Genomic DNA, 17101 nt, shown 5'->3' with positions numbered 1-17101 from the left:
GTGATCAAGATCGGCGGAAGCCTGTCCGATTGGCATCGGCTGGGAACCTGGCTGGATCTGATCGCCCGGCCCGGCCATCTCCATCCCGTGGTCATCGTGCCGGGCGGCGGGCCCTTTGCCGATGCCGTGCGCGACGCCCAGGACAACTGGCGCTTCGACGACCGGCTCGCCCACCGCATGGCCCTGCTGGCGATGGAGCAGTTCGGGCTGATGCTGCACGGTATCTGCCCGCCCCTGCAAACCGCGGCGACGCGCGAGCGGCTGCGCTCGCTGATCCGGGCGCGGATGCCGGCGGTGTGGCTGCCGTCCGCGATGGCGCTCGACCAGCCCGAGATCGCCGAAAGCTGGGAGGTCACCTCCGACAGCCTCGCGGCATGGCTGGCGGTGGAACTGGACGCGGCGGCGCTGGTGCTGGTCAAGTCGGGGCCCTGCCCCTGTGCGGCGACCGACGCGGCGTCGCTGGCCCGCGACGGGCTGGTCGATGCGGCCTTCCCGTTCTGGCGCGCCCGCTTCGCCGGCGAGAGCTGGTGCATCCACCGCGACAACCACCTCCTCATGGAGGAGGCGCTGGCGGGCCGCGCCGCTCCCGGATGCGCCCTGCTGAGCTGCCCGGAGGTCGAGCCTGTCCCCAGCGTGCGGGCATGAACAGCATCGCTCCCCCACCGGCACCGCAACGGCTGGCCTGGGCCTTGACCGGGTCGGGCCATTACATCAAGGAGACGCTCGACCTGATGGCGCGGCTGGCGCCGCTCGACGTCTTCCTCAGCAAGGCGGCCGAGGAGGTGATGCGGATGTACCGCCGCCGCGATGGCAATTTTCCTCCCGGCACCCGGCTGTTCCGTGACCGGGCCGCCAGCGCGCCGCAGATCGGGCGGTTCTATTTCGGCGAATACCACACGCTGGTGGTGGGTCCGGCGACCTCCAACACGGTCGCCAAATGCGTGCAGGGGATTTCCGACACGCTGCCGACCAACGCCTTCGCCCAGGCCGGCAAATGCCGGGTGCCCTGCATCGTCTTCGCCTGCGACACCGCGCCGGAAATGATGACGGAGGCGCCGCACGGCATGGTACCGGTCTATCCCCGGCGCATCGACCTGGAGAATGTCGAACGGCTGCGCGGGTTCGAGGCGACCACCGTCGTCGAAACCGTTCCCGAACTCGAAGCGGCGCTGAAGGCGCGCCTGCAATGTCTGACCACTTCGTCTTCGTGACCGGAAAGCTGGCGGAGCCGCGCCTGCGGGCGATGCTCGACGGGATGGCGCCCGCCCCCTTCCGCTTCGACGTGGTGCAGATCGGCGTCAGCGTCGCCGCCCTGATGACCGAGGAGCTGATCAGGCGCCGCCTGCCGCCCCCGCCCGCCGGCGCACGGGTGCTCCTGCCCGGCCGGACCCGCTGCGATCTGGCGGCCTTGTCCGCACATTTCGGCGTCGCCTTCGAACGCGGGCCGGAGGAACTGCGCGACATCCCCGCCTATCTCGGCGGACGGGCGGCGCAGGCCGACCTGAGCGCCCATGCGGTGACGATCTTCGCCGAGATCGTCGACGCTCCCCGCCGTTCCGTCGACAATCTGCTGGAGACCGCCGCAAGGCTGCGCCGCGACGGCGCCGACGTCATCGACCTCGGCTGCCAGCCCGGCGAACGGTTCGAGGGGCTGGAGGCCGCCGTTTCCGCCCTGGTCGCCGCCGGCCATGGCGTCAGCGTCGACAGCGCCGACCCCGACGAGCTGCTGCGCGGGGCGGCGGCCGGCGCCTCCTACCTGCTCAGCCTCAGCGAGGACACGCTGTGGGTGCTGGATCGGACGGACGCCACGCCGATCATGGTTCCAGCCAAGCCGCGCGACCTGGAGTCGCTGTGCCGCGCCATCGACCGGCTGCGGGCCGACGGCCGGCGTTTCCTGGCCGACCCGGTGCTCGACCCCATCCATTACGGCTTCACGGACTCGGTGGTGCGCTATCACGAGCTGCGCCGCCGCTATCCCGACATCGGGATGCTGATGGGCATCGGCAACCTGACCGAACTGACCGACGCCGACACCACCGGCACGACGGCGCTGCTGATGGGCATGGTGTCGGAACTGTCGATCGGCGCCGTCCTCACCCTTCAGGTCAGCCCGCATGCCCGCACCGCGGTGCGCGAGGCCGACCGGGCGCGACGGATCATGCATGCCGCCGCGGAAAGCGGCAGCCTGCCGAAGGGCATCGACGACGGGCTGATGGCGCTGCGCGACCGCCGCCCCTTCGCCGTCACGCCGGAGGAGATCGCGGAAACCGCCCGTAACATCCGCGACCCTTCCTTCCGGGTCGAGGTGGCGGAGGACGGGGTCCATGTCTACAACCGCGACGGCCACCATGTGGCGACCGACCCTTACCAGCTCTATCCCCTGCTCGGGCTGGCGCAGGATGGCGGACACGCCTTCTACATGGGGGTTGAGTTACAGAAGGCCTTCCTCGCCTGGCAGCTCGGCAAGCGTTACGTGCAGGACGAGGATCTCGCCTGGGGCTGCACGGTGGAGGAAGCGCCGGAAGCGGAGGCAGGCAGCGACCCCCACGGCTTCAAGGCGGCGGGCACGACCTTGCAGGAGCGGCGGCGGGCCTGCGGAAAGGCATCATGATCCTCGAAACCATCGTCACCACGCTGGGCGCCGACGGAACCCCGCACATCGCCCCCTTCGGGGTGACGCGGACGGCGGACGATCTTGCGATCGCCCCATTCCGCCCCTCCGTCACGCTCAACGCGCTGGAGGCCACCGGCCGGGCCGTGATCAATTTCACCGACGATGCGCGCCTGTTCGCCGGCTGCCTGACCGGGCGGCGCAACTGGCCGCTGGTGCCGGCGACCGCTATCGCCGGGGTGCGCCTGGCCGAAAGCCTCGCCCACTGGGAGGTGGAGGTGGTCCGGATCGAGCCTGACCCGGTGCGCCCGCGCTTCCACTGCCGAGCCGTCCATCGGGAGACGCATCGCCCCTTCGAGGGCCACAACCGTGCCGCCGCCGCCGTGATCGAGGCGGCGATCCTGTGCAGCCGGCTGCACATGCTGCCGTGGGAGAAGGTGGAACGGGAAATGGCCTACCTTGCCATCGCCGTCGAGAAGACCGCCGGAGACCGCGAGCGCGAGGCCTGGGGCTGGCTGTGCGACCGCGTGGCCGCCTTCCGGTCCGAAAGTCTTGCGGCGGAACCGCCCGCCGCCGATGCCGCTGCTGACGATATGGCCAAACCACAGGTGTCCTCATGATCCGCATGCTCGCCAGCGTGACCAATCCCGATGAGGCCGGGATTGCCGTGACGGCCGGGGCCGACCTGATCGATCTGAAGAATCCGGACGACGGCGCCCTGGGTGCGCTGCCGGCCAACATCATCGACGCCTGCCTGCGAACGGTCGATGGCCGCAGACCGGTCAGCGCCACCATCGGCGATCTGCCGATGGACCCGGCAATCATCGCGGCGGCGGTTTCCCGGACGGCGGCCACCGGTGTCGACATCGTGAAGATCGGGATCACCGCCGGGGGCGATCCGCTTGCCTGCATCGCCGCAGCCGCCGAGGCGCGCGGCGCCGCCGCCCTGGTCGGCGTCATCCTGGCCGACCTGACCGCCCCCACCCCCGAACTGGTCCGCGCCATGGCCGATGCCGGCTTTATCGGTGCGATGCTGGACACCGGACTGAAGGACGGCCGCACCCTGCGCGATCACCTGTCGGCTGACGCGCTGGCCACCTTCATCGGGCAGGCGCGCGAAGCCGGAGTGCTGGCCGGGCTGGCGGGGTCGCTGAGGCTTGCCGACATCGGCCCGCTGGCAGCGCTCCGCCCGTCGATCCTCGGCTTCCGCGGCGCGCTTTGCCAGGGCGGCGCGCGGCGCGACGCCATCGACCCCGACAGGGTTTCCGAGGTCGTCCGAAGCGTGCGCAATGCGGTTGCGCTGAGCGAGTGCCTCTGACCCCCGAACGCCTGCGCCGGATTTTCTGCTTTCTTCCGTTTCGCCACGGATCCCCGCGGTCGCTGGGGTGGGTTGCAGCGTGGGCGGGTTGACCCTGCGGGCAACCAATGGTCGATTGCTTGGCCCCGCCAACAAAACCGCCCAGGTTGTTCATGACCATCGAAAGCGCCGCCGGCCGATCCGCCGATACCCCCAGCGGCGGCCCGGCGGCCACCCGGCCCGAACCTCATCGGACGGACAAAATCCGGACAGAGAATCCGGCGCTGCATCGTCCGCTGCTGGTCGCCGTCACCCTCGTGCTGGTGGCGCTGAACCTGCGGCCGGCGCTGTCGAGCCTTGCGCCGGTGATGGGCGATGTGGTGCGCGATGCCGGCCTGAGTTCCGGGCAGGCCGGGCTGCTGACGACCTCGCCCGTGCTTTGCCTCGGCCTGTTCGGGGTGATCGCCCCGCGTCTGGCCCAGCGCTTCGGCACGGAGCGGACGATCTTCTTCACGCTGCTGGTCCTGGGCTTCGGCGTCGCGCTGCGCGGGGTCGGCAACTTCGCCGCGCTGTTCGCCGGGGCGACGCTGGCGGGTGCGGGGATCGGCATCATCGGCGTGCTGCTGCCCGCCGTCGTGAAGCGCGATTTCCCCCGCAGGATCAGCCTGATGATGGGGGTCTACACCATGGCGCTCTGCGCCGGGGCGGCGATTGCCGCAGGCGCGACGGTGCCGCTGGAGCGGGCGCTCGGGCAATGGACCGGCGCCCTGGCCTTCTGGGCGGTGCCGGCGGTTGTGGCGGCACTGGCCTGGCTGCCGCTGACCCGCGGACGCCAAAGCGAGGCCGGCCCCGCCGGCGCTTCCGTGCGCGGCTTGTGGCGCAACCGCCTGGCCTGGCAGATCACCCTGTTCATGGGGCTGCAATCGGCATTGGCCTATATCGTGCTGGGCTGGATGGCGCCGATGCTGCGCGACCGCGGCTTCGACCCGACGACGGCCGGACTGATCGTGTCCGGATCGGTGATGGTCCAGGTGGTGGCGGCGCTGGTCGCCCCCATGCTGGCGACCCGCACCCCGAGCCAGAGCCTCGCCGCCGTCTCGATGCTCGGTTGCAGCCTCGTCGGCATGGTCGGCTGCCTCTACGCTCCGCTCTGGACCATCGCGTTGTGGGCGGCGATCCTCGGCATCGGCCAGGGCGGAGCCTTCGCCGTGGCGCTGACCCTGATCGTCCTGCGCTCGCCCGACAGCCGCATCGCGTCGCACCTGTCGGGCATGTCGCAGAGCGTTGGCTATACGCTGGCGTCGAGCGGCCCGTTTCTGGTCGGTCTGCTGCATGGCTGGAGCGGCGACTGGCACGCCTCCGCCCTGCTCTTCGTCGTGATCGCGGTGGCGGCGGGGGTCTTCGGCTATCTCGCCGGCCGCCCCCGCCAACTCCGCCTCTGATCGCGCGCTCCGCTCAGTCGTACTGAGTCGGGCGGCGGCCGCGCGGTGACGCGAAGGGCGAGATCGACCGATGCAGGAATCGGCCATCGCCCGCCTTGCCCGTCTGGACGCCCTTGTCGATGATGACGGTGCCGCGCAGCAGGACGGTTTCGGGCCAGCCCGTCACCTCCATCCCCTCATAGGGCGTGTAGTCGGCCCCGTGGTGCATCAGATCCTGGGTAATCGTCACCTTGCGGTCGGGATCCCACAGCACGAGGTCGGCGTCCGCCCCGATGGCGATGCTGCCCTTGCGCGGGGCAAGGCCGTACATGCGGGCATGGTTGGTGGATGTCAGGGCGACGAACTCCTGCAAGGATAGCCGCCCCTTCCCCACCCCTTCGGAGAACAGGATCGGCAGCCGGACCTCGACACCGGGGATGCCGTTGGGGACCCATTTGAAGGCCGTCCGCTCCCCCTGCTTCTTCTTGCCGGCAGGGCTGTCGAAGCGGAAGGGGCAATGGTCGGAGGAGAAGACCGAGAACAGCCCCGATTGCAGGCCGGTCCAGCAGGCGTCCTGGCTTTCCTTGTCGCGCGGCGGCGGGCTGCAAACGTATTTCGCGCCCTCCATGTTCAGCCCCTTCAGGTCGTCGGCCGTCAGGGTCAGATACTGGGTGCAGGTTTCGGCATAGACCTTTAGGCCGCGGCTCTGCGCCCAGCGAATCTGCTCGATGGCATCGGCGGACGAGACGTGGACGATCATGATCGGCACGTCGACGATCTCGGCGAAGGAGATGGCGCGGTGGGTCGCCTCCCGCTCCACCGGGATCGGGCGGGATTCGGCGTGGTAGTAGGGATCGGTGCGGCCGGCGCGCTCCAGCCGCTCGGTCAGGAACTTGATGGCGTCGTAGCCTTCAGCATGGACCATCACCAGCGCCTTCTCGCGCCGGGCGACGTCGAATACCTCCAGAAGCTCGCGGTCGTTCAGCTTCAAGTCGTCATAGGTCATGAAGACCTTGAACGAGGTGTAGCCGTCCTGCACCAGGGCGGGCAACTCCTGCCCCAGCACCTGCTCGGTGGGGTCGGCGATGATGAGGTGGAAGGAGTAGTCGGTCAGGCACTGGCCTTCCGCCCGCTCGTGATAGGTCTGCACGGCGGCGCGCAGCGAATGGCCCTTTGGCTGCAATGCAAAGGGGATGACCGTCGTATTGCCGCCGAAGGCCGCGGACAGCGTGCCGCTGCGGAAATCGTCGGCCATGATCGTGCCGTCGTCGCCGTCCTGCGCGATGTGGACGTGACTGTCGATGCCGCCCGGCATCACCAGCCTGCCGGAGGCGTCGAGGACCTGCCCGGACGTGTCGAGCCGTTCGGCCAGCGCCACGATGCGGCCGTCCTTGATGCCAATGTCGCAGCGGCTGACATCGGCGGCCGTGACCACCGTGCCGTTGCGCACCACCAGATCGAACTCAGCCATGTGCCTGATCCTGTTCCAGATGTGATCGGTCGGTCATCCTCGGGTCGCCCCTTGGCTCACCGCCGCTGCGGCATGGCACTGCCGAGGGCGTCGATGAGACGGTCGACCTCCTCCAGCGTGTTGTAATGGACCAGTGACACGCGGATCACGCCGTTGACCGCGGCCAGCCCCAGCGTCTCGACCAGACGCTTGGCATAGAAATCGCCGAAGCGGATGCCGATCATCGACTGATCGACCGCGCTCACCACCTCGTCGGACCGGTATCCATCCACCACGAAGCTGATGGTCGGCACCCGCAGGGAGCGGTCGGCCGCAGCGTGGCCGATGACCCTCACGTCGTTGCGTCCACGCAGATAGGCGAGCAGCCGTTCGGCAAGCGCCTCCTCATGGGCGGCGATGGCGTCGAAGGCGGCCTCGATCCTGGCCCGGCGCGGCCCGGTGGCGCCGCAGCGCTCGCCCAGCTCGGCAAGGTAATCGACGATGCCGGTGCAGCCGACGGCGAGTTCGTAATTCACGTTGCCGGGCTGGAGCTTGTAGGGGATCACCGAGCGGTCGATGAAGTAATGGTTGAGGCTGGGCAGCGCCGCCAGATGCTCGTGCTTGCCGTAGAGAACGGCGAAATGGGGGCCATAGACCTTGTAGAAGCTGAAGACATAGTAATCGACGTCCCAGCCGGCGACGTCCACCGCGCGGTGCGGGGCATAGGCGACGGCATCGACCAGCAGCTTGGCGCCATGCCGGTGCACCAGCCGGGCGATGTCGGCCACCGGGTTGATGGTGCCGAGGATGTTCGAGGCATGGGTGACGCAGACGAGCCGCGTGCGCCCGTTCAGCAGCGGTTCCAGATCGTCCAGCGCAAGTTCCAGGCTGTCGGGGCGGACCGCCCAGGTCCGGATCACGGCGCCCTTCTCCTCCAGCTTGCGCCAGGGACCGATGTTGGCCTCGTGGTCGCAGTTGGTGACGACGATCTCGTCGCCGGGCCTGATCTGTTCGGCCATCGCCGCCGACAGGGTGTAGAGCAGGGCCGTGGTGCTCCCGCCCATGACCACCTCGTCCGGCCGGGCGGCGCCGATCAGTTCGGCGATGTCGGCATGGGCGTCGGCGACCCGTGCGCCGGACTTCCGCGACACCGCATAACTGGCCCCCAGCTGCACGTTGCTGGTCAGCAGATAATCCCGGATGCGGTCGGCGACACGCGTCAGGGTCTGGGAACCCCCGGCATTGTCCATGAAGATCCAGTCGCCGGCGAGCGCCGGGAACTGCGCGCGGACAAAGGACAGATCGAGCGGGGAGGTCGTCACGTTCGACACGGGTTCAGTTCCTTCGGTCAGATCGCGGCGGCATGGTCGGCGACCAGCAGCGGCACGGACAGGGAGACGACGCGGCAGTCGGCGTCGGGATCGGGGGCGCGCCACATCATCATGGCGAAGTCGGCGGTCTCGTCGAGAGCCACAAGCGGACAGTGCCAGACCCCTCCCGCATAGGTGATCGCCTGGTCGGGACCGGCGACAAAGGCGCGGGCGGTTTCGGGATCCGGCTCGCCCGCGTCGTCGGCGAGGGCGGCCACCACCAGGAAGCGCCCGCCGGTCATGGGGACGAAGGTCTGGCTGCTGAGGGGATGCTGCTCCATCGCCGTCACGGCGAAGGGCAGTTGCGACGGGGTGATGCGGTAGAGCGCCAGCACCGGCGGCAGCGGCTCGCCGGCGAAGCCCAGCCCATGCTCGGCGTCGTAGCGGATACCGCGCCCGTCATTGACCAGGGACGATCTGCCCATACCGGCGGAAAGCACCGTGCCGAACGGGGCGAAGGCGTCACCGGTCAGCGGCACCGCCGGGATGATCCGGGCGGCGCTCAATGGTTCAGGACCGCTTGCAGGAAGGCGCGGGCGCGCTCCTCCCTGGGTGCGGAGAAGAAGGCGTCCGGTTTCGCCTCCTCGACGATCTGGCCGCGCTCCATGAAGATGACGCGGTCGGCCACGCGGCGGGCGAAGCCCATCTCGTGGGTGACGACAACCATCGTGACGCCGGTGCGGGCCAGCGACTGCATGACGTCCAGCACCTCGCCGACCATCTCGGGGTCGAGTGCCGAGGTCGGCTCGTCGAACAGCAGGATTTTCGGTTCCATCGCCAGCGCGCGGGCGATGGCGACGCGCTGCTGCTGGCCGCCCGACAGCTGGCCGGGGAACTTGCCGGCCTGTTCGGCGATGCCGACGCGGGTCAGCAGCTCCATGGCGCGCTCCTCGGCGGCCTTCGGCGCCAGCTTGCGCACCCGGATCGGCGCCAGCGCGACGTTGCGCAGCACGGTCATGTGGGGGAACAGGTTGAAGCTCTGGAACACCATCCCGACCTCGCTGCGGACGGCCGCCAGATTGGGGCCGGGCCGGACGGCGACGTCGTCCACCGTCACGGTTCCGGAATCGTAGGTCTCCAGCAGGTTGATGCAGCGGATCAGGGTCGACTTCCCCGACCCCGACGGGCCGAGCAGAACGACCACCTCACCCTCCGCGACATCGAGATTGATGCCGGACAGGGCGCAGAAGCTGCCATACATCTTGCGCAGGTCGCGGATGGCGATGATCGGCCGTCCGGCCGGGGCCGCGGATGCCGCCCTGCCCGTTTCCCCCGCCTGGATATCCCCTGCCTGCATATTCTTGGTCTGCATGTCAGCGGCGCTCCTTGGCGAAGTGTCGTTCCAGCGTGCCCACGGCGCGCACCATCGGCAGGAGCAGCAGCACATACAGCGCGGCGGCGCCGATCAGCGGCGTCGGGTTCGCCGCCAGCGCCTGGGCCTGGGTCGCCTGCTTCAGCAGGTCCGGCATCGCGACGACGGAGGCGAGTGCCGTGTCCTTCATCACGTTGATGCAGTTGCTGGTCATCGGCGGAATGACGATGCGGACGGCCTGCGGCAGGACGATGTCCCCCATCATGCTCCAGTAGGACAGGCCGAGCGCCTGGCTGGCCTCGAACTGGCCGCGGGGGATCGCCTGGATGCCGGCCCGCAGGATTTCCGCGCTGTAGGCGGCGCTGACCAGCGACAGGGCGGTGGTGGCGGATGCGAAGGGGGAAAGCCGGATGCCGACGAACGGCAGGGCGTAATAGACGATGACCAGAAGCACCAGGATGGGAATGGCGCGGAACAGGTCGATGTAGAGCACCCACAGTCCGCTCAGGGCCGGCGGGCCGTAAAGACGCAGAAGAGCGAGGGCCAGGCCGCCGATCAGGCCGAGCACGATGCTGAGGATCCCCAGCGACAGCGTGGTGCCCAGCCCCATCAGCAGGAGCGGCAGCGCATCCCACAGCACCCTTCCGTTGAAGAAGGTGTCGATCAAGTCCATGAGGGAATGTCCAGGCATGGGCCGGGCACGCGCAACTCAGGCGCCGTGTGCCCGGCCATGGGATCCGATGACGGGGTGTCCAATGGCGGGAAGACGGTCCGCGCTCAGGACTTCTTCGGGATGTCGAGAACCTTGACGGTGCTGCCGTCGGCATCCGGCTTCACGCCGAACCATTTCTCATGCAGGGCGGCCAGGGTGCCGTCCTTCTTCATCGCGGTGATCTGGTCGTTGACGGCGGGCAGCAGCGGGCTGTCCTTGGCGAGCATCACGGAATAGCGCTCGCCGGTCGGGATGCGCTGGACCACTTTGAACTGCGGCTTGTCCTTGGTGTAGTAGAGCAAGGCCGGGATGTCGCTGATGTAGCCGTCCAGCCGCCCGGCCCCGAGGTCGAGCATCGCCGGCTGGAGCCCCTCGTAGCGGCGGATATCGCCGAAGCTGTATTTGGCCTGGTTCTGGTTGGCCCACATGTCGCCGGTGGAGCCGGTGTCGACGCCGAGCGACTTGCCCTTCAGGTCATCGACGCTCTTCAGCGGGGTGTTCGCCCGCACGGTCAGCGACTGGTCGCTGTCATAGTAGGGCTGGGCGAAGGACACCGAGTCCAGCCGCTTGTCGGTGATGGTGATCGACGAGATCGCCATGGCGATCCGGCCCGACTGCACGGCGGAGAACAGGCCGTTGAAGGGGATGTTGACGATCTCCACCGTCTTGCCCAGGCGCTTGGCCGCCTCGTTGACCACATCGATCTCGAAGCCGACGAACTTGCCGGTCGCGTCCTGGAACTCCCACGGGACGTTGCCGATGTTGGCGCCGACGGCGAGGTCGGCGGCGTGGGCCGGTGCGACGCCGCCCCAGACGGTGGCGGAGGCCGCGGCGAAGAGAGCGAGTTTGAGAATCTGTCTGCGCATGGCTGTACCTGCGTCTCCCTGCATGGGTGGGTGAATGCCTGACGCGAATCCCTGAAAGCCGGTTTTGTCGTTTTCTTTGGTCTGAGAGGCCATACCGGTCTGACCAGTTGGATTGCACGCCCTTTCTGGGCTATTGTCAAGGCGTCGCGTGGGGCACCCCGGCAAGAGCAACGACAGACAGGGATCGGCAGGATGCGTGGACGGCTGTTGGTGCCACAGGCGGCGGTCGAGAAGATCCGCCGGATCATCGACGAACAGGGGCTGCGGCCGGGCGACCAGTTGCCGCCCCAGCGCGAGCTTGCCGAGAGGTTGAGCATCAGCCGGGCATCGCTGCGCGAGGCACTGTCGGCGCTGGAAACCCTCGGCATGATCCGGATCGAGGTGGGGCGCGGCGTCTTCCTCACCGACGGCAAGCCGCCGGACCCGGTCGCCGCCTGGCGGTTCGCCGACCTCTATTCGCCCCGCGAGGTCTATGAGGCGCGTCTGGCGTTGGAACCTCACGCCGCCCAGCTCGCCGCCATCGCCCTGCCCGACGCAGCGCTCGACACGCTGTCCGGCACGCTGGTGAGGATGCGCGCCGCTTTCGAGGTGCACGATTTCGCCCAGGCCGGGGTGGAGGACAGCAAATTCCACCACCTGATTGTCGAAGGCTGCGGCAACCGCATGGTCCTGGACCTGTTCCGCACGGTCGATGCGGTGGTCACCGAGCTCCAGACGCTTCCCTTCGCCCAGGAGGATCGCATCTGGGAAACGCTGGAGGAGCACGAACGGATTTTAAAGGCGTTGCAGACGCGCGACGGCGCCCGCGCGGCGCAGGCGATGTCCGATCACATCACCGGTGCCGCGGGGCGCCTGGGCATTCTGCTGGGTGCCGGGAGAGCTGCCGAACCCGTTGCCGGCAGCTCCCTGTAGGGGATTGGGGTCAGCCCGCGAACCAGCGGGCCGGGACCATCACCAGCGACGGGAACAGCACCAGCAGGGCCAGCACCAGCAGCTGCGCAAGCAGGAAGGGCCAGACGCCGCGCATCAGGCTGCCCATGTTCAGCTTCGCCACGCCGGCCACCACGTTCAGCACGGTGCCGACGGGCGGGGTGATCAGGCCGATGGCGTTGTTGATGATGAACAGCACGCCGAAATAGACGGGGTCGATGCCGGCCTGCTTGATCACCGGCATCAGCACCGGGGTCAGGATCAGGATGGTCGGCGTCATGTCCATCGCCGTCCCGACGATCACCACCAGCACCATGATGGCGGCCATCAGCAGGGTCGGGCTGCCCATGAAGGGCTCCAGCATGTCGGCGACCTGGGCCGGCAGGTTGGCGATGGTGATCATCCAGGCCGACACCATCGCGGCGGCGACCAGGAACATCACCACCGCGGTGGTGGTGGCCGCCGAGGCGAACAGCTCGAACAGCTGCGACGGCTTCAGTTCGCGATAGACCACCACGGCGACGAACAGCGCATAGACCGCCGCGACCACCGCCGCCTCGGTGGGCGTGAAGATGCCGAACTTCAGGCCGAAGATGATGATGCCCGGCAGCATCAGCGCCCAGAAGCCGTCCTTCACCGCCACCGCGACCTCGCCCTTCGTCGCGCGCGGCGGCGGGGCCAGATCCTCGGTGCGGACCACCAGCCACCAGGCGGCGACCAGCCCCAGCCCCAGCATCAGGCCCGGGAAGATGCCGGCCAAAAACAGCTTGGTGATCGACACGTTGGCGGCGACGCCGAACAGGATGAAGCCGATGCTGGGCGGGATGATCGGGGCGATGATGCCGCCGGCGGCGATCAGCCCGCAGGAGCGCGCCTTGTCATGGCCGGCCCGCACCATCATCGGCACCAGCAGGGCCGACAGGGCGGCGGCATCGGCCACCGCCGACCCTGACAGGCTGGCGAGGATGCAGGAGGCGAGAATTGCGACATAGCCAAGCCCGCCGCGGATATGGCCGACCAGCGCCATCGCCACGGCGACGATGCGCCGCGACAGGCCGCCGGCATTCATCACCTCGCCCGCCAGCATGAAGAAGGGCACGGCGACCAGCGGGAAGCTATCGGCGCCGTTGACGACGTTCTGGGCGACGATCTGGGCGTCGAACAGGTCCATATGGAACATCAGCGCCACGCCGCACAGCAGCAGCGCGAAGGCGATCGGCGTGCCGATGGCCATGGCCCCCAGCAGCGAGCCGAGGAAAACGGTGACGGTCATGGAAGGAACTCCTTGCCGCTCGGGCTATCTGGGAATCAGGCCGGGGATCAGGCGTGCCGGCCGGTGGGCGCATGCGTGGCGTCGACCGTTTCCTCGGACTCCGTCACCGTGATCAGCTCGCCGTCCTTGAGGCGGCCGGTCAGCGCGCGGACGAGGTTGTAGGCCAGGATCACCAGCGCCAGGACGCCGAACACCACGCCGGAGCCATAGAAGAACCCCATCGACAGGCCGGTTGCCGGCGCCGTCACCGACAGGTTGATCAGGGTCTGGTCCCAGCTGCCGCCGAGCAGCAGGCCGGTCGCGTAGATCATCAGCAGATGGCTGAGGCAGAAGCAGACCAGCCGCCCCGTCCTGGGCAGGAGGGCGACCATGGTGTCCATGCCGAGATGGCCGTGCTTGTGCAGCGCCACCACCGCGCCCATGAAAGTCATCCAGACGAAGAGAAGCCGCGACAGCTCCTCCGACACCGTGATGCCGCTGTTGAAGCCGTAGCGCAGCACCACGTTGCCGAAGACCAGCACCAGCATGCCGGCCAGACAGGCCACGATCGCGACCTTCAGAACGAAGACATACCCGTCGATGAAGCGGCCCATCCGTTCCTCCCCTAAAGCTCTTTTCGTTCAGGACCCCGTCAGGTCATTCGGCCGGCAGGGCCGCGATTTTGGCGCGGAAGGCGTCGGTCCCGGCGACGACCTTGTCGAGCACCGCGTCGAGCGCCCAGAAGCGTTCGCGCACGTCGTACTGGATCACCCGGCAGCGGATCGACCCGAAGGTGCCGAGGTGCTGGTGGTACATCTTGGCGAAGGCCGGATAGCCCAGGCTTTCCGACACCGCGGCCACCACCAGGAAGGTCGCCAGATCGTCGGCCAGTTCGGGGTGGCGGTCGCCATGCAGCCGCATCCAGCGGTAGAGGTCGGGGTGGATGTTGGTGAAGACACCGGTGAAGCCCGGCGACCCGGCCCGCATGGCGTCGCGCGCGATGGCGGCGTTGGCGTTGACGATGGCGAGGCCGGAGCCCTCGGCGATCTTCAGCCGGCGCTCGACCGTCGGCAAATCGCAGCTGACGTCCTTCAGCAGGACGAAGCGGCCGCTGTCGATGCACAGCCGCAGTTCCTCGTCGGTCAGCAGCCGGCGGTAGGGCGCCGGGCATTCGTAGAGGCCGAGCGGCATGTCGCTCGGCAGATGCTCCAGCAGATGGGACAGGTGGCGGCGGAACGCCCCGGTTCCCTCGTTCTTCGGGTCGAGGTGGTTGGTCACCAGCACCAGCGCGTCGCCGCCGGTGGCGGCCATCGCCGTCAGTTCCTCGACCTGGGCGTCGAGGTCGTCGCTGATGTGGCCCGACACCACCACCGGCACCCGGCCGGCGACGGCGGCGACGACGAATTTCGCCAACTCCACCCGCTCGGCCAGCGACAGGAACTGCATCTCGCTGGACTGGCAGACGGCGAACAGGGCGTCGGCGCCGTTGGCCAGATACCACTCGATCAGGCGGGTCAGCCCCGGATAATCGATCTCGCCGGCATCGGTGAAGGGGGTCAGCATCACCGGGATGATGCCGTCAATGCGCTGCGCCATGGGAAGACTTCCAATCGGGAGGGAATGCGAAAGCGAGGAAATGGAGCGCGGAACCGAAGCTTGGGGCCGGGCGGTCGATCAGGCGACCGCCAGCCCGCCGAGCGCTCCGTCGGTTTCCGGCGCCACCGGCAGGCTGGCCTGACCGCCTGCCCGCGTGCAGGACAGCGAGGCGGCACAGGCGGCGCGGCGGATGGCGGCGGCGAGCGGCCGGCCGCGGTCCAGTTCGGCCGCCAGCACCCCGACGAAGCAATCGCCGGCCCCGGTGGTGTCGCGCACGGCGACGGCGGGAGCCGGCTGCCGGCCGCTGCCGTCCACCGCGCCGCCGTCCACTGCCGACCATTCGACGCCATCGCCGCCCAGCGTGCGGATCACCGTGCCGCCCAGCAGGGAACAGAGCGACGGCGCATCGCCGGCGCAACCGAGATGGTTGCCGAGCCATTCCGCCTCATCCTCGTTCACCACCAGGATGTCGACGGACTTCAGCACGGGCAGCGGCAGCGGGGCAGCCGGCGCAAGGTTCAGGATCACCCGCGCGCCGAGCCGGCGGGCGCGCAGGATCAGCGCCGCGGTCTCGCCGGGATCGGACTCCATCTGCACGATCAGAGTGGTGCCGGGCGAGAGAAGCGCGTCCTCCACCTGATCGGCACGCGCCTGGAGGTTGGCCCCGCCGGCGACGACGATCTGGTTTCGGCCCGCCGCGTCGGTGCAGACGGCGGCGGTGCCGGTCGCCCGGTCTGTCACCGCGACACGGGACAGATCGACACCAGCGCCGCTGAGACCGCTCAACGCGGTTTCCTTCAGACCGTCGCCGCCGACGGCCCCGACCATGGTCACCGCGGCGCCATCGCGGGCGGCGGCGACGGCCTGGTTGGCCCCCTTGCCGCCGGGATGCAAGTCCAGCGACCGCGCCAGCAGGGTCTGCCCGGCAAGGGGCAGCTCCTCCATGGCGAAGATCATGTCGAGGTTGATGGATCCGAAGACGACGATCATGGCTCTGCTCCGCTGCCTTACCGCACCGTCACTGGGCGGCGCGCGCCTTGGCGATTTCGGCCTGCGCCTGCGCCATCAGGGCGGGATCGACCTTCTGCGAGAACTTCTCGACCACCGGGCGGATCTTGGCGCGGAACTTCTCGACTTCCGCCGGGGCCAGCTCGGTGACGGTCATGCCCTTCGCCTTCAGCTCGTCCACGGCCTTGCTCGCCTGCTCGCGCGAGACGCGGCGCTCGTAATCGCGGGCCTCCAGCGTGGCGTCCTGGATCAGCTTGCGCTCGTCCTCGTTCAGCTTGGCCCAGAACTTGGCGCCGACCAGCACAGCCTGCGGGTTGTACATGTGGTTGCTGAGCGTCAGGTACTTCTGCACCTCGTTCAGCTTGGCGGTCAGGATGCTGGGGGCCGGGTTCTCCTGGCCGTCGACCGTCTTGCTCTCAAGCGCGGTGTAGACTTCCGGGAAGGGCAGCGGCACGGCGTTGGCGCCCAGCGTGTTGAACAGGTCGATGTAGATCGGCGACTGCACGACGCGGATCTTCAGGCCGGCGATGTCTTCCACCGTGGCGATCGGGCGGCGGCTGTTGGTCAGCTGACGGAATCCCAACTCCCAATAGCCGAGACCGACCAGCCCCTTGGCCGACAGCTTGTCCAGCAGGGTTTTGCCGACCGGGCCGTCCATCACCGCGTCGGCGACCTTCGGCGAGTCAAACTGGAACGGCAGGTCGACCATGACGAAATTGTCGTCCAGGCTGGACAGCAGCCCGGCATTCAGCACCGTCATCTCGACGATGCCGCCCTGCAGCGCCGAAATCATCTGCACGTCGCCGCCCAGCACGCCGTTGGTGAAGAGCTGGACCTTGATCTTGCCGCCGCTCTTCTCCTTCACGATCTCGGCGAACTTCGCCATGCCCAGCGCCAGCGGCGACCCGTCGGCACCGGCGCTCGCCAGCTTCATGGTGTGCGCGCCGATCTCCGCCGCATTGCCCATGCCGCTGAACAGCAGCATGCCTGCCGTGACGGCGCTCGCCAGAACTGCCTGAAGACCGTTGCGCATACCATTCCTCCTGATGCGGCCCGTTCGTCGGCGGGCCTTCGCGGGTTGCCATGGGAAAAAACGGGCCGGGAGAGTGAGACCTTCACAGGGCCGGCGCCATCGATGTAAGCGCTTACATAGATCGCGTCACGGACTGATGCAACAACAAACTTGACGTGGATGTGAGGATATGTAACCGCTTTCAATGGAACGGTTCCGCACAACCTTATGGAGATGCCGGCGATGTCAGAGCGCGATCCGAAG

At 68.5% G+C, this 17101-nt stretch carries 18 protein-coding genes; 7 read left to right on the top strand and 11 right to left on the bottom strand.

The window, feature by feature from the left end; genetic code table 11:
* The 6 genes from CRT60_RS20980 (at position 1) to CRT60_RS20955 (ending at position 5350) form a co-directional block, all read left to right on the top strand.
* A complete protein-coding gene (locus CRT60_RS20980; RefSeq protein WP_098738455.1) occupies positions 1-645 on the top strand; it encodes an amino acid kinase family protein in 645 nt (214 codons plus the stop codon).
* On the top strand, positions 642-1211 hold the full coding sequence (locus tag CRT60_RS20975) for a flavoprotein (protein WP_098738454.1): 570 nt from the start codon (positions 642-644) through the stop codon (positions 1209-1211). The genes CRT60_RS20980 and CRT60_RS20975 overlap by 4 nt, the downstream gene beginning before the upstream one ends.
* Positions 1187-2611, top strand: coding sequence for a DUF6513 domain-containing protein (locus tag CRT60_RS20970; RefSeq protein ID WP_098738453.1), 1425 nt, complete (start codon positions 1187-1189; stop codon positions 2609-2611). The genes CRT60_RS20975 and CRT60_RS20970 overlap by 25 nt, the downstream gene beginning before the upstream one ends.
* On the top strand, positions 2608-3231 hold the full coding sequence (locus CRT60_RS20965; protein ID WP_098738452.1) for a DUF447 domain-containing protein: 624 nt from the start codon (positions 2608-2610) through the stop codon (positions 3229-3231). Before CRT60_RS20970 ends, CRT60_RS20965 begins: the two co-directional genes overlap by 4 nt.
* Positions 3228-3929, top strand: coding sequence for a (5-formylfuran-3-yl)methyl phosphate synthase (locus CRT60_RS20960; protein ID WP_098738451.1), 702 nt, complete (start codon positions 3228-3230; stop codon positions 3927-3929). The genes CRT60_RS20965 and CRT60_RS20960 overlap by 4 nt, the downstream gene beginning before the upstream one ends.
* A 152-nt stretch (positions 3930-4081) precedes the next feature.
* Positions 4082-5350 carry a CynX/NimT family MFS transporter gene (locus tag CRT60_RS20955; protein WP_098738772.1) on the top strand — a complete coding sequence of 423 codons (1269 nt, stop codon included), beginning with the start codon at positions 4082-4084 and terminating at the stop codon, positions 5348-5350.
* 13 nt (positions 5351-5363) lie between these two features.
* Here CRT60_RS20955 and hydA read toward each other — a convergent pair whose 3' ends face one another.
* The 6 genes from hydA to CRT60_RS20925 form a co-directional block, all read right to left on the bottom strand.
* A complete protein-coding gene (hydA, locus tag CRT60_RS20950) occupies positions 5364-6800 on the bottom strand; it encodes a dihydropyrimidinase (protein ID WP_098738450.1) in 1437 nt (478 codons plus the stop codon).
* A gap of 56 nt (positions 6801-6856) precedes the next feature.
* A complete protein-coding gene (locus CRT60_RS20945; protein ID WP_204562047.1) occupies positions 6857-8110 on the bottom strand; it encodes a cysteine desulfurase-like protein in 1254 nt (417 codons plus the stop codon).
* A gap of 17 nt (positions 8111-8127) precedes the next feature.
* Entirely contained in the window at positions 8128-8655 is a 528-nt protein-coding gene (locus CRT60_RS20940; protein WP_098738449.1) for an ureidoglycolate lyase, read from the bottom strand.
* The gene (locus CRT60_RS20935; protein ID WP_425290414.1) at positions 8652-9461 is read right to left on the bottom strand and encodes an amino acid ABC transporter ATP-binding protein; all 810 of its coding nucleotides are present in this window, start codon (positions 9459-9461) and stop codon (positions 8652-8654) included. The genes CRT60_RS20940 and CRT60_RS20935 overlap by 4 nt, the downstream gene beginning before the upstream one ends.
* A gap of 1 nt (position 9462) precedes the next feature.
* A complete protein-coding gene (locus CRT60_RS20930) occupies positions 9463-10134 on the bottom strand; it encodes an amino acid ABC transporter permease (RefSeq protein ID WP_098738448.1) in 672 nt (223 codons plus the stop codon).
* Between the two features lie 104 nt (positions 10135-10238).
* Positions 10239-11039, bottom strand: a complete 801-nt coding sequence (locus CRT60_RS20925; protein WP_098738447.1) for a transporter substrate-binding domain-containing protein — start codon at positions 11037-11039, stop codon at positions 10239-10241.
* A gap of 192 nt (positions 11040-11231) precedes the next feature.
* On the opposite strand from CRT60_RS20925, the gene CRT60_RS20920 reads away from it, so the two are divergent.
* Positions 11232-11951, top strand: a complete 720-nt coding sequence (locus CRT60_RS20920; RefSeq protein ID WP_098738446.1) for a FadR/GntR family transcriptional regulator — start codon at positions 11232-11234, stop codon at positions 11949-11951.
* A 10-nt stretch (positions 11952-11961) separates the two neighbouring features.
* Here the strand turns inward: CRT60_RS20920 and CRT60_RS20915 are convergent, their stop codons facing one another.
* The 5 genes from CRT60_RS20915 to CRT60_RS20895 all read right to left on the bottom strand — a co-directional run bounded on the left by CRT60_RS20915 (position 11962) and on the right by CRT60_RS20895 (position 16858).
* Positions 11962-13242 (bottom strand): TRAP transporter large permease subunit, encoded by a 1281-nt coding sequence (locus CRT60_RS20915; protein ID WP_098738445.1) that lies wholly within the window; start codon positions 13240-13242, stop codon positions 11962-11964.
* A 47-nt stretch (positions 13243-13289) separates the two neighbouring features.
* A complete protein-coding gene (locus CRT60_RS20910; RefSeq protein WP_098738444.1) occupies positions 13290-13835 on the bottom strand; it encodes a TRAP transporter small permease in 546 nt (181 codons plus the stop codon).
* A 43-nt stretch (positions 13836-13878) separates the two neighbouring features.
* Positions 13879-14817, bottom strand: coding sequence for a dihydrodipicolinate synthase family protein (locus tag CRT60_RS20905; RefSeq protein WP_098738443.1), 939 nt, complete (start codon positions 14815-14817; stop codon positions 13879-13881).
* Positions 14818-14895: 78 nt separating this feature from the next.
* The gene (locus tag CRT60_RS20900; RefSeq protein WP_098738442.1) at positions 14896-15807 is read right to left on the bottom strand and encodes a PfkB family carbohydrate kinase; all 912 of its coding nucleotides are present in this window, start codon (positions 15805-15807) and stop codon (positions 14896-14898) included.
* 28 nt (positions 15808-15835) lie between these two features.
* Positions 15836-16858, bottom strand: a complete 1023-nt coding sequence (locus CRT60_RS20895) for a TRAP transporter substrate-binding protein (protein ID WP_098738441.1) — start codon at positions 16856-16858, stop codon at positions 15836-15838.
* Between the last annotated feature and the right edge of the window lie 243 nt (positions 16859-17101).

This window comes from Azospirillum palustre (assembly GCF_002573965.1).
Lineage (GTDB): Bacteria > Pseudomonadota > Alphaproteobacteria > Azospirillales > Azospirillaceae > Azospirillum > Azospirillum palustre.
The sequence above is the reverse complement of the archived record's forward strand: the minus strand, read 5'-3'. Positions and strand labels throughout refer to the sequence as shown.

Coding starts and splice junctions, on each gene's coding strand:
- CRT60_RS20910 (WP_098738444.1), bottom strand. CDS start 13,835: ATGGGCCGCTTCATCGACGGGTATGTCTTCGTTCTGAAGGTCGCGATC.
- CRT60_RS20905 (WP_098738443.1), bottom strand. CDS start 14,817: ATGGCGCAGCGCATTGACGGCATCATCCCGGTGATGCTGACCCCCTTC.
- CRT60_RS20975 (WP_098738454.1), top strand. CDS start 642: ATGAACAGCATCGCTCCCCCACCGGCACCGCAACGGCTGGCCTGGGCC.
- CRT60_RS20915 (WP_098738445.1), bottom strand. CDS start 13,242: ATGACCGTCACCGTTTTCCTCGGCTCGCTGCTGGGGGCCATGGCCATC.
- CRT60_RS20895 (WP_098738441.1), bottom strand. CDS start 16,858: ATGCGCAACGGTCTTCAGGCAGTTCTGGCGAGCGCCGTCACGGCAGGC.
- CRT60_RS20920 (WP_098738446.1), top strand. CDS start 11,232: ATGCGTGGACGGCTGTTGGTGCCACAGGCGGCGGTCGAGAAGATCCGC.
- hydA (WP_098738450.1), bottom strand. CDS start 6,800: ATGGCTGAGTTCGATCTGGTGGTGCGCAACGGCACGGTGGTCACGGCC.
- CRT60_RS20935 (WP_425290414.1), bottom strand. CDS start 9,461: ATGCAGACCAAGAATATGCAGGCAGGGGATATCCAGGCGGGGGAAACG.
- CRT60_RS20965 (WP_098738452.1), top strand. CDS start 2,608: ATGATCCTCGAAACCATCGTCACCACGCTGGGCGCCGACGGAACCCCG.
- CRT60_RS20960 (WP_098738451.1), top strand. CDS start 3,228: ATGATCCGCATGCTCGCCAGCGTGACCAATCCCGATGAGGCCGGGATT.
- CRT60_RS20925 (WP_098738447.1), bottom strand. CDS start 11,039: ATGCGCAGACAGATTCTCAAACTCGCTCTCTTCGCCGCGGCCTCCGCC.
- CRT60_RS20970 (WP_098738453.1), top strand. CDS start 1,187: ATGTCTGACCACTTCGTCTTCGTGACCGGAAAGCTGGCGGAGCCGCGC.
- CRT60_RS20930 (WP_098738448.1), bottom strand. CDS start 10,134: ATGGACTTGATCGACACCTTCTTCAACGGAAGGGTGCTGTGGGATGCG.
- CRT60_RS20955 (WP_098738772.1), top strand. CDS start 4,082: ATGACCATCGAAAGCGCCGCCGGCCGATCCGCCGATACCCCCAGCGGC.
- CRT60_RS20900 (WP_098738442.1), bottom strand. CDS start 15,807: ATGATCGTCGTCTTCGGATCCATCAACCTCGACATGATCTTCGCCATG.